The organism is Ilumatobacter coccineus YM16-304 (genome assembly GCF_000348785.1).
Lineage (GTDB): Bacteria > Actinomycetota > Acidimicrobiia > Acidimicrobiales > Ilumatobacteraceae > Ilumatobacter_A > Ilumatobacter_A coccineus.
Genome location: NC_020520.1, coordinates 989,589 through 1,005,373 on the forward strand (window position 1 = coordinate 989,589; position 15,785 = coordinate 1,005,373).

General features: G+C 69.5%; 17 protein-coding genes. 14 read left to right on the forward strand and 3 right to left on the reverse strand.

All coding sequences use genetic code 11. From position 1 onward, the window contains the following. The first annotated feature begins 3 nt into the window (after window positions 1-3). From YM304_RS04475 to YM304_RS04520, 10 genes are read left to right on the forward strand one after another with little or no spacing between them, the layout of a single operon-like run. Window positions 4-1,383 carry an NAD(P)H-hydrate dehydratase gene (locus YM304_RS04475; protein ID WP_015440452.1) on the forward strand — a complete coding sequence of 460 codons (1,380 nt, stop codon included), beginning with the start codon at window positions 4-6 and terminating at the stop codon, window positions 1,381-1,383. Continuing rightward, window positions 1,380-2,507, forward strand: a complete 1,128-nt coding sequence (alr, locus tag YM304_RS04480) for an alanine racemase (protein ID WP_015440453.1) — start codon at window positions 1,380-1,382, stop codon at window positions 2,505-2,507. The genes YM304_RS04475 and alr overlap by 4 nt, the downstream gene beginning before the upstream one ends. Continuing rightward, a complete protein-coding gene (gene tsaE, locus YM304_RS04485; RefSeq protein WP_015440454.1) occupies window positions 2,507-3,043 on the forward strand; it encodes a tRNA (adenosine(37)-N6)-threonylcarbamoyltransferase complex ATPase subunit type 1 TsaE in 537 nt (178 codons plus the stop codon). The genes alr and tsaE overlap by 1 nt, the downstream gene beginning before the upstream one ends. After that, entirely contained in the window at window positions 3,037-3,732 is a 696-nt protein-coding gene (gene tsaB / locus YM304_RS04490; RefSeq protein ID WP_015440455.1) for a tRNA (adenosine(37)-N6)-threonylcarbamoyltransferase complex dimerization subunit type 1 TsaB, read from the forward strand. The genes tsaE and tsaB overlap by 7 nt, the downstream gene beginning before the upstream one ends. After that, entirely contained in the window at window positions 3,729-4,283 is a 555-nt protein-coding gene (gene rimI / locus YM304_RS04495; RefSeq protein WP_015440456.1) for a ribosomal protein S18-alanine N-acetyltransferase, read from the forward strand. The genes tsaB and rimI overlap by 4 nt, the downstream gene beginning before the upstream one ends. Further along, window positions 4,280-5,314 (forward strand): tRNA (adenosine(37)-N6)-threonylcarbamoyltransferase complex transferase subunit TsaD, encoded by a 1,035-nt coding sequence (gene tsaD, locus YM304_RS04500; RefSeq protein ID WP_015440457.1) that lies wholly within the window; start codon window positions 4,280-4,282, stop codon window positions 5,312-5,314. The genes rimI and tsaD overlap by 4 nt, the downstream gene beginning before the upstream one ends. A 35-nt stretch (window positions 5,315-5,349) precedes the next feature. After that, window positions 5,350-6,813, forward strand: a complete 1,464-nt coding sequence (locus YM304_RS25195; RefSeq protein ID WP_015440458.1) for a fasciclin domain-containing protein — start codon at window positions 5,350-5,352, stop codon at window positions 6,811-6,813. 32 nt (window positions 6,814-6,845) lie between these two features. Continuing rightward, the gene (dusB, locus tag YM304_RS04510) at window positions 6,846-8,015 is read left to right on the forward strand and encodes a tRNA dihydrouridine synthase DusB (RefSeq protein WP_015440459.1); all 1,170 of its coding nucleotides are present in this window, start codon (window positions 6,846-6,848) and stop codon (window positions 8,013-8,015) included. Continuing rightward, on the forward strand, window positions 8,012-8,590 hold the full coding sequence (locus YM304_RS04515; RefSeq protein ID WP_015440460.1) for a Maf family protein: 579 nt from the start codon (window positions 8,012-8,014) through the stop codon (window positions 8,588-8,590). Before dusB ends, YM304_RS04515 begins: the two co-directional genes overlap by 4 nt. Window positions 8,591-8,599: 9 nt before the next feature. Continuing rightward, the gene (locus tag YM304_RS04520) at window positions 8,600-9,604 is read left to right on the forward strand and encodes an NAD-dependent epimerase/dehydratase family protein (RefSeq protein ID WP_015440461.1); all 1,005 of its coding nucleotides are present in this window, start codon (window positions 8,600-8,602) and stop codon (window positions 9,602-9,604) included. Here YM304_RS04520 and YM304_RS04525 read toward each other — a convergent pair whose 3' ends face one another. Beyond that, window positions 9,605-10,162 carry a hypothetical protein gene (locus tag YM304_RS04525; protein ID WP_015440462.1) on the reverse strand — a complete coding sequence of 186 codons (558 nt, stop codon included), beginning with the start codon at window positions 10,160-10,162 and terminating at the stop codon, window positions 9,605-9,607. Window positions 10,163-10,288: 126 nt separating this feature from the next. Here YM304_RS04525 and YM304_RS04530 point away from each other — a divergent pair, with 126 nt between their 5' ends. From YM304_RS04530 to YM304_RS04545, 4 genes are read left to right on the forward strand one after another with little or no spacing between them, the layout of a single operon-like run. Next, window positions 10,289-10,777: a molybdenum cofactor biosynthesis protein MoaE gene (locus YM304_RS04530; RefSeq protein ID WP_041298006.1), complete on the forward strand. Its 489-nt coding sequence runs from the start codon at window positions 10,289-10,291 to the stop codon at window positions 10,775-10,777. Then, on the forward strand, window positions 10,774-10,974 hold the full coding sequence (locus YM304_RS04535) for a hypothetical protein (protein WP_015440464.1): 201 nt from the start codon (window positions 10,774-10,776) through the stop codon (window positions 10,972-10,974). The genes YM304_RS04530 and YM304_RS04535 overlap by 4 nt, the downstream gene beginning before the upstream one ends. Window positions 10,975-11,015: 41 nt before the next feature. Next, complete coding sequence (gene mreB, locus YM304_RS04540; RefSeq protein ID WP_015440465.1) at window positions 11,016-12,020, forward strand: rod shape-determining protein; 1,005 nt, start codon at window positions 11,016-11,018, stop codon at window positions 12,018-12,020. Then, window positions 12,021-13,463, forward strand: a complete 1,443-nt coding sequence (locus YM304_RS04545) for an RNB domain-containing ribonuclease (RefSeq protein ID WP_015440466.1) — start codon at window positions 12,021-12,023, stop codon at window positions 13,461-13,463. It begins immediately after the preceding gene. Window positions 13,464-13,473: 10 nt separating this feature from the next. Here the strand turns inward: YM304_RS04545 and YM304_RS04550 are convergent, their stop codons facing one another. Both YM304_RS04550 and YM304_RS04555 read right to left on the reverse strand, forming a co-directional pair. Further along, entirely contained in the window at window positions 13,474-14,868 is a 1,395-nt protein-coding gene (locus YM304_RS04550; protein ID WP_015440467.1) for a PQQ-dependent sugar dehydrogenase, read from the reverse strand. Then, window positions 14,865-15,770, reverse strand: a complete 906-nt coding sequence (locus YM304_RS04555; RefSeq protein ID WP_015440468.1) for an acyl-CoA thioesterase — start codon at window positions 15,768-15,770, stop codon at window positions 14,865-14,867. Before YM304_RS04555 ends, YM304_RS04550 begins: the two co-directional genes overlap by 4 nt. Window positions 15,771-15,785: the final 15 nt, after the last annotated feature.

Here is a 15,785-nt window from a genome sequence, read left to right on the forward strand (position 1 = left end):
GGCATGATTCCTGTCGTCACCCCCGTCGAGATGGCGGCGATCGACGCATCGGCTCCCGAGCCACTCGACGTGCTCATCGAGCGCGCGGGTCGTGCGGTGGCCGCGGCGGCAATCGACCTGCTCGGCGGCACGTATGGCCGGGTGGTCAACGTCGTGGTCGGCAAGGGCAACAACGGCGCCGACGGGCGCGTGGCGGCCCGCCGCCTCGAAGCCCGTGGCGTCAAGGTGCGGGTGATCGATGCGGCGATGCGTCCACCGGTCCTGCGCCGCAGTGATCTCGTGATCGACGCCGCCTACGGCACCGGTTTTCGTGGCGAGTGGATCGCTCCAGAGGTCGGCGATGCACTCGTGCTCGCGGTCGACATCCCCAGCGGCGTCGACGCGCTGACCGGTGAGGCCGGTGCCGGCGTGCTGCCCGCCGACCGAACCATCACGTTCCAGGCGCTCAAGCCCGGCCTGCTGTTGGGAGACGGTGCACGTCTCGCCGGCCACATCGACGTCGCCGACATCGGCCTCGACGTGTCGGGCGCGTCGCAGCACCAGGTGACGGTCGACGACGTCGCCGAGTGGTGGCCGACGCGAGCGATCGACGCGCACAAGTGGAACGGCGCCGTGAAGGTGATCGGTGGCAGCCCCGAGATGCCCGGTGCTGCCGTGCTCGCATCGACCGCGGCAGCACGCGCCGGTGGGAGCCTGGTGTCGCTGTCGGCCCCCGGCGTCACCGTGGCGACGCCGCCCGAGATCGTCCAGCGCCATGTGGCCGCCGACGACTTCAGCGCCGACGCCCTCGTCGACATCCATCGATTCGGCGCGCTCGTGATCGGGCCCGGACTCGGTCGCGCCGACGAGGTGCTGATGGCGACTCGCGCCTGCATCTCCGACGCGACGGTGCCCGTGGTGATCGACGGCGACGGCCTGTTCGCGAGCGCGTGGAGCGCCGAGGGCCCGGCGCCGCTGCTCCGCGACCGAGAACTCGCCACGGTGCTCACTCCGCACGACGGCGAGTTCGGCGTGCTCACGGGCTCGCCGCCCGGCGCCGACCGGGTCGCGTCGGTGCGCGCCGCGGCAGCCGACCTCGGATGCACCCTGCTGCTCAAAGGACAGACGACGATCGTCGCGTCACCGCCCGAGGCCGAGGCCGACCCGCTCGGCGGGCACGTGTGGTTCGTCACGAACGGCGATCAACGCCTCGCCACGGCCGGTAGCGGCGACGTGCTCGCCGGCATGATCGGTTCGGCGCTGGCGATGGGTCTCGATGCCGACAAGGCCGCAGCGGCGTCGGCGTGGCTGCACGCCGATGCCGCCAATCGCACACCCGCCGACGGCCTGCTCGCGAGCGACATCGTCGACGCGATCCCCGCAGCGATCGGAGCCATCCGATGAGAGGCGATCTGCGTTGGGCCTGGGCCGAGATCGATCTCGACGCCGTGCGCCACAACATCCGCACCATTCGCGAACGCGTCGCTCCCTCGGCTGTGTGGGCCGTGGTCAAGGCGAACGGCTACGGACATGGTTCGGTCGACGTGGCCCGCGCCGCGATCGAGGCGGGAGCCGAAGGGCTCTGCGTCGCACTCGTACAGGAGGGGATCGACCTGCGTCGCGCCGGGGTCGATGCGCCGATCCTGCTGCTGAGCGAACAACCACCGGAGTTGGCGTCGGCGATCATCGAATACCGCCTCACTCCGTCGGTGTACCGTCGCGAGTTCCTCGAAGCGTTGGCGCGCGAAGCTCCGTCGGGACTGCCGGTCCACCTGCTCGTCGACACCGGCATGCAGCGCGTCGGCACCCATCCGCATGCCGCCGCATCGATGGCCGCGGCGATCGCCCAGCGGGCGCCGGCCGTCCGTCTCGCCGGTGTGTTCACGCACCTCGCGGTCGCCGACGACCCGAGCCCGGCCTCGGTCGAGTTCACCGATCGACAATTGAGCAAGTTCGCGAAGGTGCTCGAACAGCTCCCGCCGGTTCCGCTCGTGCACATCGCCAACTCCGCGGGCGCGCTCGCCCACCCGGCGGCTCGCCAGTCGATGGTGCGCGTCGGCATCGCGATGTACGGCATCGCGCCGAGCGACGCGCTCGACGATCTCTGCTCCGATCTGCGCCCCGCGATGGAGCTGCGGTCTCGCGTGTCGTTCGTCAAACAGGTCCGGTCGGGGAGTGCGATCTCGTACGGGTTGAAGCACACGTTCAGCCGTGACACCACGGTGGCCACCGTGCCGCTCGGCTATGCCGACGGGGTCCCGCGGCGTCTGTCGGAGGTCGGCGGCGAGGTCCTCATCGCCGGACGACGCTGTCCGATCGTCGGCGTCGTCACCATGGACCAACTGATGGTCGACTGCGGTGATCACGACGTTCGCGTCGGCGACGACGTGACGCTGATCGGCGAGCAGGGCGGCGAGACCATCCGCGCCGAGGACTGGGCTCGGCGACTCGGCACGATCGGCTACGAGATCGTGTGCGGGATTTCCGAGCGCATCCCGAGAGTTCCGCGCCGTAGCATCGACAACTGATGACCCTCGAGCTCCGATCGGCCTCGATCGCCGACACCCACGCCGTGGCAGCAGCCATCGCGTCGCTGTCGCGCCCCGGCGACATCATCGTCCTCGCGGGGGAGATGGGCGCCGGCAAGACCGCGTTCGCACAGGGCTTCGGGCGAGCGCTCGGCGTGACCGACCCGATCACCTCGCCCACCTTCACGCTCGTACACAGCTACGACATCGAGACCGGCCCGCGTGCCGGCAAGCTCACGCTGCACCACGCCGACCTCTACCGCCTCGAACGCACCGCCGAGGTCGCCGACCTCGCGCTCGTCGAACTCGCCGAGTTCAGCGGCATCGTGCTGGTCGAATGGGGCGACGTGGTCGACAACACGTTCGGCGATCACCTCGTCGTGTACCTCGAACAAGACCTCGACGACGATGACGATGACGACGCCGCGTTGCTGAGCCTCGACGGGCGGCGGCGCATCGAGGTCGCCGGAGTCGGCCCGACCTGGGCCGGTCGCTGGGACCGCCTGACCGACCACCTGGAGCCCTATCGATGCTGATCCTCGGAATCGAAACCGCTACCGAGCGGGTGAGCGTCGCGATCGGCGGGCACGAAGGTGTGATCGGACTCTTCGAGATCACCAAGGGCCGTCGCCACGCCGAGACGCTCGTCCCGGCGATCCAGTTCACCTGCCAGCAGGCCGGAATCGAACTCGACGAGATCAGCGTGGTCGCCGTCGACATCGGCCCGGGACTGTTCACCGGCATGCGCGTCGGCCTCGCGTCGGGCAAGGCGATCGCACAGGCGCTGCGCATCCCGATGATCGGCATCTCCTCGCTCGACCTGCTGGCCTTCTCCAGCCGTCACGCCGACAAGGTCGTGGTGCCGGTGATCGACGCACGCAAGGGCGAGGTCTTCTACGCCATGTACCGGCAGGTGCCGGGCGGCATCCAGCAGATCGCCGATCCGGCGGTCGGCCCCGTCGACGAGCTCGTCGCCGACCTGATGGCCCGCAATCAAGACGTGTTGTGCGTCGGCGACGGTGCGCGTCGGTATCGCGACGAGATCATCGAGGGCTACCACTGCGAGGTGGGCGGCGACGACCATCCGTCGGCGTCACCACTGGTGCAGCTCGCCCACGCCCGTGCGCTGCGCGAAGACTGGGTCAACGCTCGCGAGATCGAACCGATGTACCTCCGAGCACCCGACGCCGTCATCAACTGGGCGACGAGGGCGAGTCGCGGATGAGCGTGATCGAGCGCATGCTGCGCCGCGACGACCGCCCCGCCGACGGCGAGGGCCTCGTCATCGAGAAGATGCGCAAGCGCGACCTCAAGGCCGGCGTGTTCGAGATCGAGCGGAGCGCCTACCCCAAGCCCTGGTCGGCCGGTGTCTTCCAGAGCGAGATCGAGCAGATGAAGGCGGGCACCCGGCACTACGTCGTCGCCCGCCTCGACGGCCGCATCGTCGGACACGGCGGGCTCTGGTTCACCGCCGACGAGGCGCACGTCACCAACGTCGCGGTGCATCCCGATGCCCGTCGGACCGGGGTGGCGACGCAACTGATGTTGGTGTTGGCCGACGAGGCGATCCGCCGCGGCTGCAACGCCTGGACGCTCGAGGTCCGCGTGTCGAGCACCGGGGCGCAGGCGCTCTACCGCAAGTTCGGGTTCGCACCGGCCGGCATCCGACAGCGCTACTACGAGAACAGTGAGGACGCGATCGTCATGTGGTGTCACGACATCGGAACCGACGAGTACCGCGCCCGCCTCGACGCGGTGAGGGAGGGCTCGTCATGAGCGACCACGACCTCGTCGTCGACGAATCGACCTTGGTGCTCGGCATCGAGACCAGCTGCGACGAGACCGCTGCGGCGCTCGTGCTCGGCGGCAACGACGTCGTGTCGAACGTCGTCTCGACGCAGATCGACCTGCACGCAGAGTTCGGTGGCGTGGTGCCCGAGATCGCGTCACGCGCGCACCTCGACGTGCTCAACCCCGTCGTGGCTCGGGCCATCGTCGAAGGTGGTGTCGACGAGTCGCGCATCGACGCCGTGGCCTGCACCGTCGGCCCCGGCCTCGTGGGTGCACTGCTCGTCGGTGTGTCGGCGGCCAAGTCGCTGGCCCTGGCGTGGGACAAGCCGTTCATCGGCGTCAACCACATGGAGGCGCACCTGTACGCCGCCTCGCTCGAAGATCCCACGCTCGAGTTCCCACTCGTCGTCATGCTCGTGTCGGGTGGCCACACGATGCTGATCGAGATGCGCGGGCACGGGCAGTACGTGCTGCTCGGCCAGACCATCGACGACGCGGCCGGTGAAGCGTTCGACAAGGTGGCCCGGTTCCTCGAACTCGGCTACCCGGGCGGCCCGGCGATCGACCGGGCGGCCATGCTCGGCGACCCCGACGCGATCCCGTTCCCGCGGGCGATGAAAGACGACGGGCTGGACTTCTCGTTCTCGGGGCTCAAGACCGCGGTGATGAACTACGTGCGCAAGCATCCCGATGTCGGTGACGCCGACGTGGCCGCGTCGTTCCAGATGGCGGTCGTCGACGTGCTCGTGCACAAGGCCCGCAAGGCGGCGAAGCAGGTGGGCGCGACCGGCATCGTGCTCGGTGGCGGCGTCGCCGCGAACTCGCTCCTGCGAGAAGAACTCCTCGGCGCGTGCGAAACCGACGGGATCCAAGGGTTCCTGCCGAGCCGCGAGATGTGCACCGACAACGCGGCGATGATCGCTGCCGCCGGCTGGCACCGTCTCCGTTCCGACGGGCCGACACCGCTCGACGTCGGCGCCACGCCGAATCTTCGGCTTCCTTTGCTCGAAGCCTGACGTTTCGAGCGCCGTGGGCGTGGGACACTACAGGAATGTCGAACGACGATTTCGCGCCGCCAACCGACGATCCGCAAGGTGGCCCGGCAGACATCCCCGGTCTGCCCAACAACCCGGTCGAGCACACGCCGACCGAGCCGACGCAGGTCTTTCCCACGGTGCCGCCTCCGGCCCCCGGCCTGCCGCCGACTGCACCGACAGCGCAGGGTCCCGCCGACCCGGTCCCTCCGCAGGTGCCCATCGCCCCGACACCCGCGGCGAACTACGACCTGCCGTGGTATCGCCAGCCCGGCCAGATGGCCCTCCTGCTCTTCGGCCTGCTCGCGATCGGCGGACTCATCATCCTGCTGATCGTGCTCTCGGGCGGCGACGACGGTGAAGAGGGATCGCTCGTCATCGACGACGACGGCCCCGTGTCGATGGTGGTCATCCGACAAGACGCCATCGCGAACCCGGTGTCGGCGTCGATCACCGCAGTCGTCACCGCGGGCGACAGCGTGCCCGGCGACTACCAGTGGGTCGTGCCCGCCGATGCCGTCGTCGGTCAACCCGCCATCCGCCAGACCGATGCCATCGGACGAACCGAGTTCCGGTGGGAGCCCGCTGCGACCGTGGCCGACGTCGCCACCTGGACGTCTCGGGTCGAGCTGGGCGAAGTGGTGACCGGCGACGTGGCTGCAGCAGGCGTGACCGCCGAGTGCGAGGTCGACCGCGGGCACGATGTCGCCGCCTCGCCCTTGAGCGTGTCGGTGGCCGTGGCCGGTGATGACAGCGACCCGACGGCCTCGCGGATCATCACCTATTCTTTCCCCAACGCCGAGTTCGGCATCGGCGACCGAGTGTCGTGTGAGGTCACCAACAACGCGGTCGCCGCCACCACGACCACCACCACGCTGCCGTCCGACACCACCACCACCGGCGTCGAGACGACGACCACGGCTGTCGAGACGACGACCACCGCGCCGACGACCACGGTCGCGCCGACGACCACGGTGGCCCCGACCACCACGGCGGCCCCGACCACCACGACCACGACGACGACCACCACCACGACGACCACGACGACGATCCCCGAACCGGTCGCCGAGCCGGGATCGGTCCTCGAGTTCCTGTCGGGGCGCAGCGATCTGTCGGGGTTCGTCGACATGATCCAGGCCGCCGACCTGGTCGGCGAGTTCAACGACCCGTCCCGCACCTTCACGGTGTTCGCGCCCGACAACGACGCGATCAGCGACCTCATCAGCGATCCCGACGGTCCCGACCTCGAGAACCAAGGCGTGGTGCGTGACCTTGTGCGCACGCACGTGCTCAACGGCGAGAGCATCAGCGCGGCAGAAGTCGCGTCGCGGCCGTCGATCGCCGTGCAGTTCGGTGGCCCGCAGGAGGTCGACCCCGGCCCGCCGGTCGGCCTCGGCGTCGCCGAGTTGATCGAGGTCGACCGAGTGGCGACCGCAGCGACGGTTCACATCCTCGACGCGGTGCTCGAGCCCGAGATCTGACCAACGGGTGATGCCGATACCGTGAAGGTTCCATGACCTTCTCGATCGGACAACACGAGCTGTCGGCTCCCGTGGTGCTCGCCCCGATGGCGGGCGTCACCAACGCGCCGTTCCGCGCGCTGTGTCGTCACTTCGCCCCCGGTCTCGTCTACGTCAACGAGATGGTCATGGCCACGCCGGTCGTGCACGCCAACGCGAAGACGCACCGGATGATCAGCTTCGCCGACGACGAGCACCCGCGCAGCCAGCAGATCTACGGCAGCGACCCCGACATGATGGGTGAGGCCGTGCATCGCCTCTGCGACGCAGGTCGCGTCGATCACATCGACATCAACTTCGGCTGCCCGGCGGCCAAGGTGACACGGCGAGGCGGCGGCGCGGCCGTGCCCGCCCGCCCCGAACTCCTGCGGGCGATCCTTCGAGCCGCCGTGTCGAACGCCGCTCCGTACGGCGTGCCGGTCACGGCCAAGTTCCGCATGGGGCTGTTCGACGACTGGCTCACGCACCTGCGCACGGGCGAGGTGTGCGCCGAGGAAGGTGTCGCTTCGATCGCCATGCATGCTCGCACGGTCGAGCAGCACTACTCGGGCGAGGCGCGCTGGGAGGCCATCGGCGAACTCAAAGCGCACATGACCTCGCTCGGCTCCACCATTCCGGTCCTCGGCAACGGCGACATCTGGGAAGCGCACGACGCGGTCCGCATGATGGCCGAGACCGACTGTGACGGCGTCGTGATCGGCCGCGGCTGTCTCGGTCGCCCCTGGCTGTTCGCCGACCTCGTCGAAGCGCTCAACGGTCGCCCGGTTCCTCCGAGCCGCACCCTCGGTGAGGTCGTCGCCGTGATGGCCGAGCACGCTCGCGGGCTCGCCGAACACCTCGGCGAAGACCACGCCATGCGTGACTACCGCAAGCACACCGGCTGGTACATGAGCGGCTACCCGATCGGCTCGGAGTTCCGTCGGCGCTTCTCGATGGTCAAGTCGCTGGCCGAGCTCGACGACATCCTCGGCGACGTGATCGAACGCTGCGGCGAGGCGACCACGATCGTCGAAGGCGGCGAGCGCATCAAGCGCGGTCACACCCGTGGCCCGACCAAGGTCTCGATCCCGGAGGGCTGGCTCGACGGACAGCAGCGCGAGGCGCTCGCCACCGACGTCACCGTGCCCGACGACGATCAGGCCATGGCCATGTCGGGCGGATGATCGAGCTTCCCGACGGGGTCGAACTCGTCCTTGCGTCGGCCTCGCCCCGACGTCGCGAACTCCTCGCCGGTGCCGGCCTCGACTTCGCCGTGGTTCCTGCCGACATCGACGAGACGCCGCTTCCCGGCGAGTGTCCTGCCGACTACGTCGCCCGGTTGTCGGCCCAGAAGGCGCAGGCCGTCGCGCAGCCCGGTCAGATCGTGATCGCCGCCGACACGACCGTCGAAGTCGACGGAGCGATCTTGGAGAAGCCCGTCGACCGAGCCGACGCTCGACGCATGCTGCGCCTGCTCTCGGGCCGTGCCCACCGCTGCCACACCGGGGTCAGCGTGCGCTCCGCCCTCGCCGGCGAGCCGACGCTCGCCACACAGGTCGTCACCACCGAGGTGGTGTTCGTCGAACTGACCGACGTGATGATCGACTGGTATCTCGACACGGGTGAAGCCGACGACAAGGCGGGTGCCTACGGCATCCAGGGTGCCGCCGGAGCGTTCGTCGAGCGCGTCGAGGGCAGTGTCACCAACGTGATCGGACTCCCGCTCGCCGAGACCTTGGCGATGCTGGCCAACGGGTAGCGTGCGGCGATGACCACGGCGGTGTTGACGGGAGCGCGCGGCCCACTCGGGCGCCGGGTCGCCCGCATCCTCGCCGACGACGGCGACGTGACGGTGGTGCTGCTCGACGACGTGTTGCACCCCGCTGCCGCCGGACCACCCGAACTCGATTCGGCCGACGTCGTCGTCGACCTCGGCACCAGCGACTACGACAGCCGCGCCGAGCAGCGTGAGAGCTCGAGCGAGTTCGTCGCCGCCACGCTCGCTGCCGCCGATCAACTCGCGGCCGATCAGGTCGTGTTCGTGTCGTCGGCGCTGGTGTACGGCGCTGCTCCCAACAACCCCAAGCCCCTCACCGAGGACGCGGTGCTCCGCCCCGACGTGGAGTTCGTGTTCGCCCGACAGTTGGCGTCGGCCGAAGAACTCGTCGAGCAGTGGCGCCGAGCGCGTCCCGGCCGTGCGACCTCGGTGCTCCGTCCGGCGCTGGCCCTGGCCGAGGGCGACAGTTCGCGCCTCGCAGCGGCTCTGGTGTCGGGCCTCGGGCGACGCATCGCGCAGGCCGACCCGCCGAGTCAGTTCCTCCACCTCGACGATCTTGCCGAGGCGGTGGCCCTGGCGGTGCGCTCGCGGCTCGACGGTGTGTTCAACGTGGCGCCCGACGGCTGGATCGCGGGCGAACGAGTCCGTGCGCTGTCGGGGGAACGGCCTCGCTTCCCGCTGCCCGAGCGACTCGGCGAAGTCGTGAGTTCGCTGCGCTGGCGCTTCCAGCGCGGCCCGATCCCGCCCGGGCTGGGTTCGTACACGCAGGAGCCCTGGATCGTGTCGAACGGCAAGCTCCGACGGGCGGGTTGGGAGCCGTCGGTCACCAACGAGCAGGCGTACGTCGAGGCGACCGAGGCACCGTGGTGGACGATGATCTCGCCGAAGCGCCGTCAGGAACTCACGCTCGGGCTTGGCGTGGCGCTCGGTGTGCTGGCTGCTGCGCTGGGTGTGGTCGTGGGCCGCCGGTGGTGGCGACGCCGCAAGGCCGTCTGATCAGTCGACGAGCAGTCGCAGGTCGTCGTCGACGAACGTGGCGATGAGTTCGCCCTCGTGCGTGATGACGATGGCGCCGTCGGGCACCACGAGCCGCTCGAGTTCGCCCCAGGCGACGTCGTAGGTGAACGAGTCGGTGAGGATGATCACGCGGCTGTCGTCGTGCGGGATCTGCGAGGCGACGGCCAACCCGGTCGGGCTCGCGGTGGGCGCCGACGAGATGGCGTTCGGTGCGCCGGCGAGCGCAACGGTGGGCCCGTTCGACAGGCCACGCTGCTCGACGCGCACGGAGTCGATCGTGGTGACCGGCTGGCCGACGCTGCGCAGCTGCACACTGGCGGCAGGGATCGTGGTGGCACTGACGGCACTCGGCGAATTGGTGCGGCGCGGGGTGACCGACACGACCATGACGGCGACGAGCACCGCGGCGATGGCGCCCGACGAGAAGGCCAGCGCGCGGCTGCGAATCGACGATGGTTCGACGAGCCCCGGGGTCGGGCCGAGCTCGGACGGGTGACGCCAGGTGCGTTCGTGAGGAGGGAGTGGTGCGTCTTCCACGGCTGCTGATGGTACCCACCTCGGCGGCCTCGGTGTCAGCGCGCGAGGCATCGCCATGTAACGGTCTGACGAATTTCCTGCGGACTGGGCGGCGCGCACGGAATCGTGGCGGCTGCCACGACTACCATGCCCGGCGTGACGCCCCCCGAAAACGGTGACAATTGGTTCGGTGTGACCGCCGACGAGTTGCCGATCGCCGCTGCGTACGAGTGGGCAGTCCGACCTTCGTGCGGGGCCGTCGTGCTGTTCAGCGGCACCGTCCGCGACCACGCCGAAGGGCGCGACGACGTGCAGCACCTCACGTACGAGGCGTACGACGAACAGGTCGTCCCGGTGTTCGAGCGGATCACCGCCGAGCTCCGCGAGCGCTGGCCCGACACCGGTCGCGTCGTCCTGCTCCATCGGACGGGTCGGCTCGAGCTGGGTGAGTCGTCGGTCATCGCCGTCGTGTCGTCGCCGCATCGCCCCAACGCCTTCGAAGCCGGCCGCTACGCCATCGACGCGCTCAAGGAGTCGGCGCCGATCTGGAAGCACGAAGTCTGGGCCGACGGTTCCGACTGGGGGACCGACGCGCACACCGCCGTCGATCCCCGATCGGTCGGTGCGACCGAATGATCTACGTCATCATCGGGATCATCGTCGTGGTGGCTGTCGTGCTGCTCGTCGTGCGCAATCTTCGCGGTCCGAGCGACCCGGTCGACTCGTTTCGGCGCCAGATCGATGCACTCTCGCCGGAGGCTCGTCGCCCGACTGTCGATCAGGTCCGCCGCGTTGACGAAGATTCCGGCGAGACTGAGCAGAATGGTTCCTGACGCACAACCCGAGTCGCACGGGTACATGATGAGGTCCGCTCATGGCGCGTGACCTCGCAATCGATCTCGGTACCGCCAACACGCTGGTCTACATGAAGGGCCGCGGCATCGTGTTGAACGAGCCGTCGGTCATCGCCCTCAACCGGCAGACCGGCGAAGTGCTCGCCACCGGTCGCGAGGCGTGGCAGATGATCGGTCGAACGCCCGGCTACATCGTGGCGGTCCGTCCGCTGCGCGGCGGCGCGATCACCGACTTCGAGATCACCGAACGGATGATCCGCCTGCTGCTCCAGCGTGTCGGCGTCAGCCGGTTCACGCGGCCGAAGGTCGTCATCTGTGTGCCGTCGGCGATCACCGAAGTCGAGCGGCGTGCGGTCACCGACGCGGCGCGGCGTGCCGGCGCAGCCGACGCCAACCTGATCGAGCAGCCGATGGCCGCGGCGATCGGCGCCGACCTCCCGATCGACGAGCCGGTCGGCAACATGGTCATCGACATCGGCGGCGGCACCAGCGAGACCGCGGTCATCTCGTTGGGTGGCATCGTGTCGCTCGAAGCGGTGCGCGTCGGTTCGTTCGACATCGACGCCGCGATCCAGAACCACGTGCGACGCGAGCACGGCATCGCCATCGGCGAGCGCACGGCCGAGGAGATCAAGGTCGCGATCGGCTCCGCACATCCGACGCAAGACGAGAACCAGGCCGAGGTCCGCGGACGCGACCTCATGACCGGCTTGCCGAAGACCGTGCTGTTGACTCCCGAAGAGGTGCGCATGGCGATCGAAGACGTCATCTCGTCGATCGTCGCGTCGGTGGTGCGCTGTCTGTCGAAGGCGCCGCCCGAGTTGTCGCAGGACTTCCTCGTCCGCGGCATGTACCTCGTCGGTGGCGGTGGTCTGCTGCGCGGGCTCGCCGAGCGGATCGAGCGCGAAACGCAGGTGCCGGTGCGCATGTCGAACGTGCCGCTCGAGGCCGTCGTGCTCGGCGCCGGTCACGTCATCGAGCACTACGAGGCGTTGAAGGGCATGTTCATGGGGGCACGCAAGTAGATGGCACGAACCGGGCAGACGTTCATCCCCGACGACGACGTCGAGGACTTCCGCGAAGGGTTTGCTCGTCTGCGAGACGACTTCGACGTGCCGGGCGAGCACCCCGACGAGGTCAAGGCTGCCGCCGAGGTCGCGGCCGCTCGCCCGTTCGACGTGGTGCAGCCTGGCGAACCTGCCGGTCAGTGGCAGCACGTCGACCGGACCGATGTCGAGTTCCTCACGCTCGATCCGGCGACCAGCACCGACCTCGACCAGGCGTTCGCCATCGAGATGGCCGGCGACGACGTGGTGTTGCACTACGCGATCGCCGACGTCGGCTGGTTCGTCCGACACGGCGACCCGATCGATCGTGAAGCCTGGCGCCGTGGTGTCACCGTGTATCTGCCCGACGGGCGTGCGGGGCTGCATCCGGAACGGATCGCCGAAGACGCCGGCAGCTTGCTCCCGGGCGGCCCGAAACCGGCCGTGGTCTTCACGGTCCGCGTCGCCGGTGACGGCTCGGTGCGCCTCGACGGCGTCGAGCGAGCCATGGTGCGCAACCGCGCCAAGCTCGCCTACTCCACGGTCACGCCCGCCGACCTGCCCGACGCGTTCCCCGAACTCTCGCGCCGCATCGAGGAGAACGAGCGCCGTCGCGGTTCCGATCGCATCCAGTGGCCGGAGCAGGAAGTGGTCCGACGGCCCGGTGGCGGTTTCGAACTCCGGTTCCGGCCGCGCAACGACGCCGAGAACCAGAACGCGGCGATGTCGCTGGCGACCAACATGGCGGTCGCCGACGCGCTGCTCGAAGCCGAGACGGGGTTGTTCCGCACGATGCCCGGCGTCGACGAGCGTCGCCTCGGCCGGCTGCGCCACACGGCGCGAGCGTTCGGCCTCGACTGGCCGAAGGCGATGAGCCTCGGCGAGTTCGAGCGGTCGCTTCCTCGCGGCGAGCCGCGCACGTCGGCGTTCCTCCTCGCGGTCCGCCGTGCGGGCGGTGGAGCGTCGTACACGCCGTACGCCGAGATCGAGGGCGACAAGCCGTGGCATGCCGCGGTGGCGGCCACGTACGTGCACGCAACGGCACCACTGCGGCGCCTGGCCGACCGCTACGTGATCGAAGCGACCCTGGCGATCGCCAACGGGCGAGCGGTGCCCGACGAGGTGGAGCAGGCGTTCAGCGAGTTGCCCGAGGCGATGCGCCGTGGCGACTCACGAGCCAACCGAGTCGACCGGGCGGCGATCGATCTGGCCGAGGCCATCGTGTTGCAGGATCAGGTCGGCGAAGTCTTCGAGGCCGTGATCACCGACGAAGACGATCGTGGCGTCCGCATCCAGATCCGGGAGCCGGCCGTCGTCGCACGTACCACGGCACGACGCGTCGATCCGGGCGACGAGATCCAGGTGAAGTTGGTCGCGGCCGACCCGGTCAGTCGCTCGATCGACTTCGAACGCGTCGGCTGAACCGCTGCGATCAGCGCTGCGCGAGACGCAGCAGCGGGCCGCTGCGGCTCACCGCGTAGATGTCGCCGTCGGGGCCTTCGAACACCGCCACGAGTGCGGGCACGTTGGCGAGTTCGACCACGACGGGTTCGCCGACCCGGGTGCTGTCGCTGATGCCCACCGAGGTGGTGTCGAGCGCCCAGACCTGACCCGAGCAGAAGTCGCCGTACACGTACCAGCCGTTGAGATCGTCGTAGGCGGCGTCACGGGCGACGACGCCACCGCTCACCGAGCAGCCGCCGTCGGCGTGTGCGTAGGTGACGACGGGTGGGACGTGCCCGTCGGTCGGCTGGTCGTCGTTGAACGGGGCGTCACCTTCGAAGGCGCTCCATCCGAAGCTCAGGCCGCGACCGGCATCGACGCCGTCGACCGCGGGCGCGAGGTGGATCTCCTCGAACTGGTTCTGTCCGACGTCGGCGATCCAGAGCTCGTTGGTGAGCGGGTCGAACGAGAACTTCCACGGGTTGCGCAGGCCGTACGACCAGATGGTCGGGTCGGCGTCGTCGGCGCCCAGGAACGGGTTGTCGGTCGGGACGGTGAAGTCGCGGCCGTCGTCGCCGAGCGTGGGGTCGATGCGCAGCAGCTTGCCGAGTCGGCTCGACAGGTCGAGCGCGGCGCGGTTCGGGTCGCCGGCCGAGCCGCCGTCGCCGGTGCCGATGTAGAGGTACCCGTCGGGGCCGAACTCGAGGTGGCCACCGTTGTGGTTGGCGAACGGTTGCTCGATGGACAACACCTCGCGGTAGGTCGACGTGTCGAACTCGATCGTGGTCGGGTCGTGCGCCATCTCGGCGACGATCGTGGTGCCGGCGCCATTGGTGAAGTTGATGTACGCCAGGTCGAGCGTGGGGTGGAAGGCGAGGCCGAGCAGACCCTGCTCGCCGCCCTCGGTGCCGACCTCGATGCCGTCGATGTCGGCCATGTCGAGCACGACGGTGTCGGATTCGGCGTCGGCAGCGACGATGAGTCCGCCCTGCTGGACGACGAAGAAGCGTGGGTCGAGCGACCGTGTGGCGACTCCCACCGGCTCGTCGAACGAGGTGACCTCGACCAGGTCGACGACCGGCACCTCGAGCGGGCCGGGCAGCGTCGTGGGCGGGGCACTGGGGTCGGCCTCGGACGGCGCCGCGGTCGGCAGGTCGGCATCGGCCGCAGGGACGAGCGTGGTCGTGACCGCTGGCTCGGTGGGCTGGGTGGGCTCCGGCTCGGCCGGTTCCGGCTCGTCGGCCGGTTCTTCCACAGGCGGTGCAGACACCTCGGTGAACACCTCGGTGTCGGCGACCGATGGGGTCGACGACTCGTCGCTCCCCGCACACGAGGCGACGACGAGCGCCCCGACGAGGGACACGGCGACGCGCCGCCAGGTCATTGGGTGAACCTCGCGAGTCCCTCCTGCACCACGCTGACCGCGAGTGCGCCGTCGGCGGTGAAGATCGCGCCGCCGGCCAAGCCGCGCGCGCCGCCGGTCGAGATGGCCTGCTGCTGGTAGAGCAGCCATTCGTCGACCTGGAACGGCCGGTGGAACCACATCGCGTGGTCGAGGCTGGCCATCTGGAGGCCCGGGTGGTCGTACGAGAGCCCGAACGGCAGCAGGGTGGTGTCGAGCAGGGTCATGTCGCTCGCGTACGTGAGGACGCAGGCCTGCAGCACCGGGTCGTCGGGCAGCACACCGTTGGCCCGCAGCCAGACGTGTTGACCGGTGTGGCTCTCGCCGCGGCGACCCATCGGATCGCCGTCGACGTAGCGCAGGTCGATGGGCCGGGGGCGGTGGTACCAGTCGCCGATCTGCTCCGCGTACGGCGCCATCCGCGTGTGGAAGTCGGGCAGTTGCTCCGGCGGGGTCATGCCCTCGTCCATCTCGATCTGGTGATCGGGTCCGCCGGTCTCCTCGTCGTGGAAGCTCGCCTGCAGGTTGAAGATCGCCCGCCCGTGCTGGATCGCCACCACACGCCGCGTCGAGAAGCTTCGGCCGTCACGGATCCGGTCGACCTCGTACAGGATCGGGAGCTTCGGGTCGCCCGGACGCAGGAAGTACGCGTGCAGCGAGTGCACGTGGCGGCCCGGTTCGTCGACGGTGCGGCTGGCGGCGATGAGCGCCTGCCCGGCCACTTGGCCGCCGAACACACGCACGCGGTCTTCGTCGGTCGACGCGCCGCGGAACATGTTGACCTCGATCGCTTCGAGGTCGAGCAGCGTCACCAGATCGTCGAGCGCCTGCTGGTTCTCTTGCGCGGTCGGAATGTTCGGCGGGGCGGGCGAGGTGGAACTCATTGCCCGCCATGTTGC